We start from the raw sequence: 12,509 nt of genomic DNA, 5'->3' as shown, positions 1-12,509 counted from the left end.
CACAGCCTCCTAAAATTCGTCTACATTGATCCTATGAGGAATGGCTTTGATCTCTTCCCAACGTTCTCCTGTTACACGATAACCGGTTCCCGGTCCCATATAATCATTAGGTGTATTTACCCCGGACATTACCTGAAAATGTTCATCCAGAATAGCAGCTGTGTGCATATAATCACCGATCACTCTTTGCTTCAGCATGTTCAGGATACTTTGTGCCAGTTCCTCAAATCCGCTTTCTGCCAATGCTCTCACCACATCAATCCCTGTGATCCCACACTTCATCAGATCATCCGCTGCCATAATATCTGCTGCAGAATCTCTGTTCAATGTATCTTTACTTCCATGTGCATAGGTAACTGCTTCCACCTGCTCATCAGTAATCTCAGTAAGCCCCAGATATTTAAATACTGCCTGAACTGCCTTTCCTGCGGTGCGGCGTACACGGATCACTTCATCCTCTGTAACAGGCCTGAGCCCGCCATCCACCTGCATATCTCTTTGCAGTACATTGTAATCATCAAAGTCTTCTGCATCAAAATTGGAGCCTGCAAACATATTATCGTAATTTGGCTCTGCTGCGTAACCAGAAAAAATAAAATCCGTTCCAGGCATAAACTGAAGCATAGTTCTTGCAGTCCTTCTCATGTCTGAGTTAGAAAAGCTTTGGTCATTGGAAGATGCACATTCCAGTCCCAAAAGTGCTGCAACAAGATTTTCTCCCATAACCTCACGGATACCTGCCGGAACACCGGCTGCAACGCCAATACAGCTTACTGACCCATTCTGGATTCCCTGGGAACCAGCGCCTTTGGTCACATAAAGACATCTGCATTCCAGATAAAGCATGGATTTCTGTTCACTGCTTCCCATCAATACTTCGGAACCTGCGCCTGAGGTAAATCTGACTTTAAGGCCTCTGGAGGCATAAGCCGAATTAAGAAATGCTTTTGAATAAGGAGTATCATCCCCATCAATAAAGACTTTCTCGGTTCCATATACAGACAGCGTCTCTGCGTAAGTAGTAAACCCACGGATCCCCAGTTCCAGCTTCTGTGGCCTCTTCTGCAGAGCACTGGAGTCAGAACTCCTTTCTTGCCGGCCTGTGAGCCAATCAAAAGTGCTATGGCATTAAAAGGCGCATATCTTGCCACACCCATGGTAGTTTCTTCTTCCCTGAATCCACGAAGTGCACCTTCAGCAGCATCTGCTGCAATCTGCACCGGATCGTCCTTCAGATTTGTAATATGTGCCTGATTGCCCGGCACTTTTCTTGCACGCATTTTCTGCATGCCCATCATCATTTCCACCACATTCAGATGATTGATCACTTCTGCCATTTTTGCAGGTGTGATTCCTGATACGATCGAAAGGATTTCTTTTCTGGATACGGAAATATCTACGATCTTCCGTGCGATCTCAAGAGAAGGCACAGCCATGGAGGCTTCTGCCCGATCCACCCGAATCGCATAATCTGCAATGAACTGATCCAGGAAATCAAAATCTTCTCTTTTCTTTCCGTCCAGTTCTGTAATCATTCCATTCTCTACCTTTACCGATGGTTTTGGATCGTAAGGACTGTGCATTGCCACGAATCCATCTCCGGCCACTCATCAATAAAGCCGTCCAGATTTACTGCCCGCTTGTCTAAAGCTTCTATTCTTTTTGATCTTTTCATAGTATCTACCTTTTCTGATAAAAAGACTTTTTAACTGATACGTCCCTGCATCCCGCATAACAGAAACATATATGTTCGTTAGTTAAGCGGATACCCATAACCCGCCTGGCTAATTAAGTCGAACGGATATTCCCAAATCCGCTTCGCTAATTAATTAAATTCAAAACCGTATATATTTACAGGACAGTTTTCAAGTCGAGCAGCCGCGAGACTTGGCGCGTGATTCTGGTCAGCGTAAGCTGACATATTCTTTACAGAATCCCTGCGCATCCTCTCGGCGCAGTAGTCTGTCTCAGTCGGAGATTAGACTCCCACTGAGACGAACTTGCTGTTACTCACCACCTGAAAGAGGTGGGAGTCTTCGTCGACTGAGATAAAACTGTCCTGCTGCTTGCTCATTTAAAAAGACCAGAGTTTTGTATAGATCTTTACGATGTCTTCTTTGGTAGGAACTCTTGGATTGGTAGCTGTACTAGTGCATCTGCCAGAGCCGCCTCTGCCATCCGGTCGATTGCTGCAAAATAAACATCCGGTGTGATCGTTTTCATTTCCTGAATGGTCAGCGGTATGTTCATCTCTTTTTGCATAAACTGAATCCAGTTCACAAGAGAACGTACACTCATCACTTTGTTATAATTGCTTAGTTGCCAAGGACATGTGCAATATTAGAATATCTCTTCACAGCCGGAAGGTATTCCTTCTGGCTCTTGCTGTGTTTATTGATATTTGCATTAAACTCCACAATATGGGGAAGGAGCATTGCATTCGCCCTTCCATGGGGAATATGGAACATAGCACCCAGCTGATGCGCCATACTGTGGGTAATCCCCAATCCTGCCGTGTTAAAGGAAAGCCCTGCCAAGGCAGGAAGCTACATGCATCTTCTGGCGTGCATGCATATCGTTGCCATCCAGATAAGCACGAAGCAGGAATACACCACATATTTCAATTGCCTTCTCAGCCAATGCTGCTGAAAATTCATTGTGATCCGTGCTTACATAAGACTCCAGTGCATGGGTAAATACATCCATTCCTGTATCTGCTGTTACAGAAGCAGGTACACTGCGAACCAGTTCTGCATCCAGGATGGCCTCATCCGCCGTAAGGCTGTCAGATACAAGCGGGTATTTTACCTGGGCATCTGTATCATTTACAACTGCAAAGGAAGTCACCTCTGAGCCAGTCCCACTTGTGGTAGGAATGGCAATCAGGCCTACCTTTCCATAATTATTGATCTTTAAAGCGAATTCACGGATGGCTTTGGAGGAATCAATGGCAGATCCGCCGCCTACAGCAATCACTGCTTCCGGCTGATACTCCAGAAACTTTTTCACTCCTTCGGCGATCTTCCCTACTGGTGCATCCGGTACAACATCTGTGAAAAGATCATACTGGATGCCCCCGCTTTTCAGCGGCGCTGTGATCAGATCGATCATGTCCCCATTTGCAATAAAAGGATCTGTAATGATCAGTACTCTTCTATAGGGAATCACCTTCAGCCGCTCCAGTGAATTATCTCCAAAATGGATCACTGTTTTCATTTCAAATGTCTTCATAACCACATGCTCCTTATTCTTCTGATTCGCAGGATGGGTACAGGCACTTTATATCCCATTCATCAAAAAGCTGTATCCACTCATCAGCTGGCTTTACATCTGTCACCACAATATCCACATCTCTAAGAGAGCCTGCTATGCAAAAAGCTGACTGATCAAATTTGCCATTATCCAACACCAGGATCTTCTTCCTTCCTGAAGCGATCATCGCACGCTTAGCACAGCCGAACGCTTCCTGTGATTCCATGATCCCTTTATTTCGATCCAGTGCTTTACAGGAAAAAATAGCAGTATCCACATAATAAGATCTGAAAGCTTCATCAGTCTTTGAACCAAGAAATGCCAGATATCCTTCTTTCATAGTCCCACCAGTAGACAGGATGTTCCAGCCTGACACATCAGTCAGTTCCAGGAGGATTTCCATGGAATTAGTTAAAAGAGTGAGTTTCTCTTTACTTTTCAAGGCTTTTGCAATGAATACATCTGTAGTACTGGCATCCATGGAGATTGTTTCTCCTTCATGGAATAGGGAGGCTACAATCTCTGCCATTCTCTGCTTGCTGATCACATTTTGATTCTTACGGATGTTAAAAGGCAGATCAATACTTACATTCTCATTGATCACCGCACCACCGTAGCTTTTAATGGCAAGCCCTTCTTTTTCAAGCTTATCCAGGTCACGGCGTATGGTTTCCTCAGAGACGTTGTAAAGCTGGCTGAGTTCACTGACCACAACCCGCTTTTCTTCCTGCAGTTTTGTTAGAATCAAGTTCCGTCTCTCTAATGCGAGCATTTATCTGCCTCCTTTTTTCTTTTTTTGTTGTAGATTATAAGATACTGTCGATCATTCTCCTGTCCGGATGTGCAATAACGGAAGAATCCAGGTACATTCCCTTTTCCGCAACAAGCTCCTTTGCTCTCTGGATAGATGCTTCAACAGCAGAAACCTCTCCTGTGATCATCATATAGGACTTTCCGCACATACCTTTGGCAATACGAAGTTCGATCAGATCTACGATGGCCGTCTTTGCAGCCTGGTCAGCAGCTTCGATAATGGAGGCTGCATCATAAGTTTCAAGTATTCCCAGGGCACTGATCTCTTCCACCTGTGTGGTACCGTTAAATCGCCGGGAAAATGGATTCATGAGGATTTCCAAGGACAAAACTGTCAATACATTTATCCTCATAAGTAGTTACTGCTGTCTCAACAGCTGCTTTTACTGCGCTCAGATCTCCGGTTATAATTGCAATATATTTGCCCGGACATACGGTCTGTGCCTCCACAATCTCCACTTCTGATGTTTTTACCATAGCATCTGCAGCGGTTACACCTGTGGATGTGGTTTTAAATTCAATCATCCCGATTGCTTTGCTCATGTTCTGTCCGTCCTTTCTACTTCTTTGCAATTACAATATAACGGTCTGTTACTTCTGTTACTTTACCTGTGATCGATGCATGGATCCCTACACTTAAGCCATTTGCAGGGGCTGCGATCATCTGTCCCCTCTCAACCTGGTCGCCTGCCTTTACAATTGCCTGGGCAGGGGCTCCGATATGCTGGCTTAAAAGGATCCGGGCTTTTGATACAGATACCAGAGTTTCATCCAGCGGTGCATCTTTATCATATCTGGTAAGTCCAAGCCTTGCCATCAATCTTTCTTCAGGCACCTTGCGATACTCTCTGGATTCTTTTACCGGTACCGGCTGAACACCCTGTGGAGGTCTGATCCCGGCATTTCGTAACCCGCCTTTCATGTCAGCCAGCAAAGTCCTTGGTGCCAGACTCTGTGGACATGCATACATTTCACAAACACCGCAGGAACTGCAGAAGCTTGCATTTATGTATGGATTCAGATCCTGAAAATCATGATTGGATGCTGCTCTCATAAAGCGTGCCGGATCAATCGGATGTCCCAGATTATTTCTCGGACACAGATCCGTACAGGTATTACACTGGCAGCAAATTGATGCTGCTCTTTTCAAATCTATAGAAGAAGTCCTCTGCTTCTTCTGCACGATCAGATGATCCTTAGGCAGGATCAGGATCGCATTTGTCGTCTTTGTCACCGGATCAGAAGGCTGCCCAATACGTCCCATCATCGGTCCGCCTACAAAATATACCGGATCTTTTACTGTAATACCGCCTGCCTGCTCCACTACCTCTTCCAGTGTACAGCCAAGAGGAACTCTTACAGTTACTGGTTTATTTACCTCTGCAACAACAGATACATATTTGTCTGTTACAGGTTTCCCGGACTCTACAGCCCTGTATACGTTATACAAAGTCTCTACATTAAAAACGGCAACACCCTGCTCAATAGGAAGTCCGCCAGGTCTTACGACTCTGCCGGTAGCTTCATAAATCAGCACAACCTCGTCTCCCATAGGATAAACTTCGTCCAGAAGATGAATCCTCATTCCCGGAAATTCTTCAATATGCTGCTTCAAAGCATTTACCGTCTGTGTATAGGACCTTTTGATCCCGATAATTGCTTCTGACGCTCCCACAGTCTCTGCAACCATATGGAAGGTCTTCATGATCTCATATGCGTGCTTCTCTAATAACTGTCTGTGTAATTTCAGTAATGGCTCGCACTCTGCACAGTTCATGAGAATCGTATCCGCTTTATCGGTCAGTTTCATGTATGTAGGAAATCCGGCACCGCCTGCACCAACTACACCATTCTCTTGAATAATTTTCTGTAACTCTTTAATTTCCATGGCGTTACTCCAATCCTGCACCATCGTCTACAATACCTACAATAGCTGCATCCACCGGTGCTGTTTCTACGCCGCAGCCGATTCTTGCTGCGCTTCCCTGTGCCACCAATACATATTCTCCGATCCCTGCACCGATAATATCAATGGCAACGATCTGACTGAGGTCACCTTTCATATGATGGACAGGCTCAACGATCATAAATTTATTGCCTACCAGTTTTTCACTTTTCCGTGTGGAAACCACGCTGCCAACTACTTTGCCTATAATCATATGAACCTCCAGTGTTCTAAATCCACCTGCAGGAACTGTCCAGGTATCCTGTTGGATCCCTGTGGAACAGTCCCTGCAGGAGAAAAACTATCATTGCGTTCTTTACCAGATCTTACTTGATAATCGTTACGGTATTACCAGTAGCGATCTGTGCCGCATTCGCCTCATCTGTATCGATGTGCATCTCTAATGTAAAGCTGTCATCCACACGGATCTTAACATGATTGAAAATCGTTCCACGTTCATTGTCTGCCTTCACAGAAACAATGTCACCGTCCCTGACTCCTGCTGCCTGCGCATCCTTTGGAGACATATGTATATGACGCATTGCCACAATACATCCCTCTTTCAGATAGATGGCACCTTTAGGTCCAACAATGGCAATCGGGGCACTGCCCTTCACATCACCAGACTCTCTTACAGGCACCTTCATGCCAAGCTTAATGGCATCTGTGGCAGAAACCTCTACCTGAGATGCCTTCCTCACAGGTCCAAGAATACGTACATTCTCAATCGCACGAAGCTTCAATCCAACAATTGTCACTGTTTCATTAGAAGCAAACTGTCCGCCCATCAGCTCTTTCTTCTTTGTAAGCTGATATCCGGGACCAAACAGTGCCTCTACATGTTCCTGTGTCAGGTGGATGTGTCTTGCAGAAACTCCGATAGGCACCATAAAACCATTGCCTTTTTCTTCTTTTTTATTGATTGCATTGATCACCATTTTCGTGATCAGCTCAATGTTATTGGTTTCCAAGATTGCACCCGCTTTCTTTCCGATTGTACTCTATCCTGTGAATTATTTTAAAACCGGAAGGATCTTCTCTACATCGTTATGTGGTCTTGGGATCACGTGTGTAGCAACCAGTTCACCAAGTCTGGATGCTGCTGCGCTTCCTGCCTCAACTGCAGACTTAACAGCTCCTACATCGCCACGAACCATAACTGTTACCAGTCCGGATCCGATCTTCTCTGTTCCAACAAGTGCAACATTTGCTGCTTTGCACATCTGGTCAGCTGCCTCAATTGATGCTGTAAGTCCTCTGGTTTCAACCATTCCTAATGCTTCCTGTGTCATTCTTTTTTCCTCCTTATGATCTGTCTGTGATCTTTCTACAGGTTCTTTTTTGATTGTTGTTTTCGCCGTTCTTCTCCTGGGAGCGGCAGCCTTTTTCGGGGCTTCATTTTCCGCTGTATTTTTCTCGTCAGCCATTATTCATCCCCCTGTACTTCTGATTTTTTCCATCGGCTCGCGCTTAATTCTACTATCTTGACAATCTCTTCATGGGGGCGGGCGATCACTGCATAACTGACCGGTTTCTTGATAGCCTTTGCTGCAGCAGTCTCTACCGCCTCTGTTACAGCCGCCACATCGCCTTCTACGATGATCGTCACCAGTCGTCCGCCCAGCTTGCGTTCCCATGACGCCAGCTGAACATCTGCGGTTTTACACATAATGTCCAGGGCATCCATAGCCGCCACAACACCTGTGATTTCGATAAAGCCATATGATTTATTCATGAGCGAACTCCTTAATTACCTGATTCTTTTCAGATGGTAGGAAGGATCTTTTCTACATCATTGTGTGGTCTTGGGATCACATGTGTAGCAACCAGCTCTCCAAGACGGGATGCAGCTGCGCTTCCGCTCTCTACTGCAGCCTTAACAGCTCCTACATCGCCACGAACCATAACTGTTACCAGTCCGGATCCGATCTTCTCTGTTCCGATCAGAGATACCTCTGCTGCTTTGGTCATTGCATCTGCTGCTTCGATTGCTGCTGTAAGTCCTCTGGTCTCAACCATTCCTAAAGCTTCCTGTGCCATTTTTTAAATCCTCCTGAATTATCTAAATAAACTGTATTGTTATCGTCTGTTGCTTCTGTCTTTCATTGTATAGTATCTTTTTTGTTTCTGCAATGTCTATTGTTTGTCCAGGGCACTGATCTTTAACATTTTTTCTGTACCGGTATCCGGATTGGGGATCACATAATGCTGAACCACACCGGTCATGCTCTTTGCAACCTTCATACCTGCTTCTACAGCAGCTGTCACATCCGATACGCTGCCCCTATATTTAATGCAGACAAGAAGCGGTACTGGCAGGCTGTCCGCATTGGCAGGTTTATTCTTATCAAAAACCTCCAGATGGACATTTGCTGCCTTACAACCGGCATCGGCTGCCACGAAAGCCGTTGTCAATCCGAACACCTCTAAAATTCCTACAGCTTCTGCCATCTCTTCTCTCCTTTATCCTGCCGGTTATTTATTAATGATCGCAATCTTCAGTCCTGTCATTGCAAGATTGGTCTTATGTGCTTCGTTGATCTCTTCCAGTGGGAATCTGTCTGTGATCAGATCTGACATTGGAAGACCGATGCCTTTTGCCCTCTTCAGGAAATCAAATGTAGTTGCATAATCTCTCAGTGTATATACCCAGGAGCCAACTGTTGTGATCTCTTTGGAGCAAATGTCAAAATGAGGATTAATGGTAGCATCTCCTCCATTAATAAAGAATCCCAGTTCACATAAGCCGCCGCCGTTGCGGATAAACTTATAAATATTGGAATGTGCTACCGGTGATCCTGTACACTGGAAAGCAAAGTCAGCAAGATGTCCACCGAATGCATCTTTTACTGCACCTGCAAGTGCCTCAATGCCCTTGTGATCTTTAAAGTTTACAGTCATGCTTGCGCCCATTCTCTTGGCAAAATCAAGACGTTTCTGTTCTCCATCTACTGCACAGATATTCTCAATACCCATAGTGCGAAGTACTGCGATACAGATCAGACCGATAGGGCCGCATCCCTGTACAACAACTCTGCTGTTAAACCGAAGGATACCTGTTGTCTTCGCTCTCTCTACTGCGTGCACCAAAACTGCACTTGGCTCGATCAGAATACGGGAATCCAGATCCAGATCGCTTACATTAAAGAATGTAGATCCGAAGCTGCCGCCTCTGATATAGATATAATCAGAAAACCATCCATTCAGATGAATATCATCGTCAGGAAGAAGTCCATAAACATCTGCGCCGCCTACATTCTTCTTATTCAGATCATACATTGTAATGTCAGGATCATCTTTGAAGATCATGCAGGTAACAACCTTATCACCGATCTTAACAGGTTTTCCGGCTGTATCTGTCTTTACATTCTTACCCATGGCAACGATCTCACCAGTTCCCTCATGTCCCAGTGCAACCGGGATCAGGCTGAACGGATCTCTTTTAAACTCATGAGCATCTGTACCACAGATCCCACATCCCTCTACCTTTACAAGGATGTCATCATCTCCAACAGGAGGAATCGGGAACTCCTTAATATCGTAATGCTCAAGTGCTGTCAACATAGCAACTCTTGCTGTTTTCGGAATGCTGCCTGTTGAAGGTGCAGGTGCTGCTTTGGAAGGAGCAGAAGCATTTCCTGACATTCCTGCAAGTACCTGTTTTACTATTTCTTCAATATTTACATTATTCATATCCATTATCTACCATCCTCCTGTCAGCGAATGCAAAGGCTGTCTGCCATTACACAACGTCTTCTCTTTGTAAAGGTGCTTGCGCTTGTAAGACCCTCGCCTGTACGGCTGGCAATGGTAAAGGTGCAATAACCTTCTCCGCCAAAGCCAAGAGCAGCATAAGACGGTGCATTCTTTACAAGAATTGCTGTGTCGATTGCTTTCGCATACTTGGTAATGTTATCAATATTTTTAGAATGAATGTGAGCAGAATGACGGTTGCCATGTTCAAGCCATACAGCCTGTTCTACTGCATCATCAAAATCCTTTGCTCTTACTACACCAAGAATCGGCATCATAAGCTCTGTAGAGATCAGAGGATGCTCCTTTGGTCCTTCAAATACGATACAACGGATGTTTGCAGGTACATTTACACCGATCATGGAAAGTAATGTTCTGGCATCACGTCCCACACATTTACGATTCAGCTTGCCACCTGCAAGTACAACCTCTGTCAGCTTGTCCTGTTCTTCTTTAGAAGCAAGATAACAGTCATTCTCTGTCACAAGGTAATGCATCAGTTCATCTACGATGGAAGAAACTGCAACGATCTCCTTCTCTGCAATGCAGGGAAGATTGTTATCAAATGTACAGCCATTCACAATATCCTGTGCAGCCTTGCGCACATCTGCGGTCTCATCCACCAGTGCCGGAGGATTGCCGGCACCTGCGCCGATCCCTCTTTTACCGGAAGAAAGAACTGCTGTTACAACACCAGGACCTCCGGTCGCTGCGATCAGCGGAATGTCCTTGTGCTTCATCATGATCTCACTTGTATCCAGTGTTGGTTTTTCTACGGTTACTGCTATATTATCAGGCCCGCCTGCTTCCAGAGAGGCCTCATTTAAAAGATTGATCGCATAAATTGATGTTTTGATTGCTGCCGGATGAGGGTTAAATACAACTGTATTTCCACCTGCCAGCATACCTATTGTATTACAGAGAATTGTTTCACTTGGGTTGGTACAAGGAGTGATCGCACCGATCACACCAAAAGGTCCCATCTCAATAAGTGTCAGTCCTCTGTCCCCGGACCATGCAGTTGTGCTGATATCCTCTGTACCTGGTGTTTTATCTGCAACCAGATGATGTTTCAGGATCTTATCTCCTACATTTCCCATTCCGGTTTCATCCACACCCATTCGTGCAAGAATTTCTGCATTTTCCTTTGTCTTCCTGCGGATGCAGGTAATAATCTTCTCTCTCTGGTCCATTGACATTGCACGAACGATCTTCTGTGCTTTTTTTGCAGCTTCGATCGCTTCGTTCATATCTTTAAAAACGCCATGTTTTCCGGACGGAGCATCTGCAATCTGCATTTTCGCCATTACTTCCTGTACAATATCCTGTACCATGCTTTCGCTGATTGGCATGAGATTGTCCTCCTAACTTTTCTTACATTCCCAGCTGTTTCATTACCTGTTTGGTGATCTGTGCTACCAGATCTGCATCTCCTGCTACGTCTTTCTTCGCTTCTGAAGAACCACATCCACCGCCGCAGTTATGGCAGTTTACGCCGTCTTTGTTCAGACACAGATTTGCAGGATGTTTGCCTGGAAGACCCATTTTTCTTCTGATCTCATAAAGTTTCTGAACAGTTTCTTTATCAAATTCCTTTGGTCCGCCCAGCATCTTGGACTGATACAGGAGCTGTGCATAAAACTCAACAGATTCCATCTTCATGTATGCAGCAAGAAGATCTGTTGACCAGGTAAGTGCGCCATGGCTCTCAAGAAGAACTGCATCATAATATGGAAGATATTTCTCAAGTCTATCCGGAATCTCATTGGTAGATGGTGTACCATACTCAGCAATCGGAACACATCCTAATGCGATAACTGCCTCTGGCATAATCGGCTGTGTAAGAGGAATACCTGCAATTGCAAAAGATGTTGCATATACAGGATGTGCATGTACAACAGATCCTACATCCGGTCTTTTCTGATATACTCTCATGTGCATCTTGATCTCAGAAGAAGGACGGAATCCCGGATTTGCCTGGATCACATTTCCCTTAGCATCTACCTTACAGATATACTCCGGAGTCATAAATCCTTTGGATACACCAGTAGGTGTGCAGAGAAATTCATTGTCATTCAGTTTCACGGAAATGTTACCATCATTTGCTGCTACCATGTTACGGTTGTAGATACGTTTTCCGATTTCACAAATCTGTTTTTTGATCTCATATTCGTTTACCATGCTTTTTTATCCTCCTTAAGCATATATAGCGTTTCCTGCTCCATTTTTCGCAGTAACATTTTGTTTCTATTGTGATTCTACCTCATTCCACACAATAAGTCAAGGCATATCTGTTGTTTTATGTTGTTTTTAAAGGTTTTATTATGTTGTTTTTATTGTTTTTTCAGGAAATCACCTGTTTTTTTCATTGACAAACCTTTTCACGCTATGTCATACTGGTGGCAAAGGAGTTGTTCATTTATGTATTTATCAGATATACACACTCATTCTATTGCCAGTGGCCATGGTACCTCCTGTACCATTACTCAAATGGCAAAGGCTGCTTCATGCAAGGGACTTTCTCTTTTAGGAATCACAGACCATGGTCCTTCTACTATAGGTGCAGGTACTGTTTCTTATTTTCGCAGCCTGTCAGCAGTCCCCAGGAAGCGTTTTGGCATTCAGCTGCTTTTAGGTGCAGAGGTTAATATCCTGGATGAATATGGCCGGATCGACCTTCCAGCAGATGTTCTCTCAGGCCTTGATTATGCGATTGCCAGTATGCACACCCAGAACCTTCACCCTG

The 12,509-nt window shown here is 44.7% G+C and carries 13 protein-coding genes and 3 pseudogenes; 1 reads left to right on the top strand and 15 read right to left on the bottom strand.

The features are described from left to right. Positions 1-9: 9 nt before the first annotated feature. The 15 genes and pseudogenes from R1Y93_RS05820 to R1Y93_RS05750 all read right to left on the bottom strand — a co-directional run bounded on the left by R1Y93_RS05820 (position 10) and on the right by R1Y93_RS05750 (position 11,944). Positions 10-1,005 (bottom strand): propanediol/glycerol family dehydratase large subunit, encoded by a 996-nt coding sequence (locus R1Y93_RS05820; protein ID WP_500822063.1) that lies wholly within the window; start codon positions 1,003-1,005, stop codon positions 10-12. Positions 1,006-1,133: 128 nt separating this feature from the next. After that, positions 1,134-1,675 (bottom strand): annotated as a pseudogene (locus R1Y93_RS05815) (propanediol/glycerol family dehydratase large subunit); the annotation flags it as partial. Between the two features lie 399 nt (positions 1,676-2,074). Beyond that, positions 2,075-3,231 (bottom strand): annotated as a pseudogene (locus R1Y93_RS05810) (1-propanol dehydrogenase PduQ). A gap of 13 nt (positions 3,232-3,244) precedes the next feature. Next, the gene (locus R1Y93_RS05805) at positions 3,245-4,024 is read right to left on the bottom strand and encodes a DeoR/GlpR family DNA-binding transcription regulator (protein ID WP_500822029.1); all 780 of its coding nucleotides are present in this window, start codon (positions 4,022-4,024) and stop codon (positions 3,245-3,247) included. A 34-nt stretch (positions 4,025-4,058) separates the two neighbouring features. Next, positions 4,059-4,608 (bottom strand): annotated as a pseudogene (locus R1Y93_RS05800) (BMC domain-containing protein). Between the two features lie 16 nt (positions 4,609-4,624). After that, positions 4,625-5,953, bottom strand: coding sequence for a 4Fe-4S dicluster domain-containing protein (locus R1Y93_RS05795; protein ID WP_500822028.1), 1,329 nt, complete (start codon positions 5,951-5,953; stop codon positions 4,625-4,627). A 4-nt stretch (positions 5,954-5,957) separates the two neighbouring features. After that, complete coding sequence (locus R1Y93_RS05790) at positions 5,958-6,224, bottom strand: EutN/CcmL family microcompartment protein (RefSeq protein ID WP_158420042.1); 267 nt, start codon at positions 6,222-6,224, stop codon at positions 5,958-5,960. Positions 6,225-6,336: 112 nt separating this feature from the next. Further along, on the bottom strand, positions 6,337-6,948 hold the full coding sequence (pduL, locus tag R1Y93_RS05785) for a phosphate propanoyltransferase (RefSeq protein ID WP_500822062.1): 612 nt from the start codon (positions 6,946-6,948) through the stop codon (positions 6,337-6,339). A gap of 75 nt (positions 6,949-7,023) precedes the next feature. Continuing rightward, entirely contained in the window at positions 7,024-7,302 is a 279-nt protein-coding gene (locus R1Y93_RS05780) for a BMC domain-containing protein (RefSeq protein WP_158420208.1), read from the bottom strand. 134 nt (positions 7,303-7,436) lie between these two features. Continuing rightward, a complete protein-coding gene (locus R1Y93_RS05775; protein WP_500822027.1) occupies positions 7,437-7,745 on the bottom strand; it encodes a BMC domain-containing protein in 309 nt (102 codons plus the stop codon). 29 nt (positions 7,746-7,774) lie between these two features. After that, complete coding sequence (locus R1Y93_RS05770) at positions 7,775-8,050, bottom strand: BMC domain-containing protein (protein ID WP_158420039.1); 276 nt, start codon at positions 8,048-8,050, stop codon at positions 7,775-7,777. A gap of 96 nt (positions 8,051-8,146) precedes the next feature. Further along, a complete protein-coding gene (locus R1Y93_RS05765; protein ID WP_500822026.1) occupies positions 8,147-8,461 on the bottom strand; it encodes a BMC domain-containing protein in 315 nt (104 codons plus the stop codon). Between the two features lie 24 nt (positions 8,462-8,485). Beyond that, positions 8,486-9,709: a zinc-binding dehydrogenase gene (locus R1Y93_RS05760; protein ID WP_173728342.1), complete on the bottom strand. Its 1,224-nt coding sequence runs from the start codon at positions 9,707-9,709 to the stop codon at positions 8,486-8,488. Positions 9,710-9,726: 17 nt separating this feature from the next. Next, positions 9,727-11,115 carry an aldehyde dehydrogenase family protein gene (locus tag R1Y93_RS05755; protein WP_500822025.1) on the bottom strand — a complete coding sequence of 463 codons (1,389 nt, stop codon included), beginning with the start codon at positions 11,113-11,115 and terminating at the stop codon, positions 9,727-9,729. Positions 11,116-11,137: 22 nt separating this feature from the next. Beyond that, positions 11,138-11,944, bottom strand: coding sequence for a class II aldolase/adducin family protein (locus R1Y93_RS05750; RefSeq protein ID WP_158420035.1), 807 nt, complete (start codon positions 11,942-11,944; stop codon positions 11,138-11,140). A 240-nt stretch (positions 11,945-12,184) separates the two neighbouring features. Between R1Y93_RS05750 and R1Y93_RS05745 the strand changes: the two genes are divergently transcribed. Continuing rightward, the coding region (locus R1Y93_RS05745; protein ID WP_500822024.1) for a PHP domain-containing protein at positions 12,185-12,509 on the top strand (325 nt) is incomplete at its 3' end.

The sequence above is a fragment of the Blautia sp. HA3515 genome, from assembly GCF_059933065.1.
The sequence above is the reverse complement of the archived record's forward strand: the minus strand, read 5'-3'. Positions and strand labels throughout refer to the sequence as shown.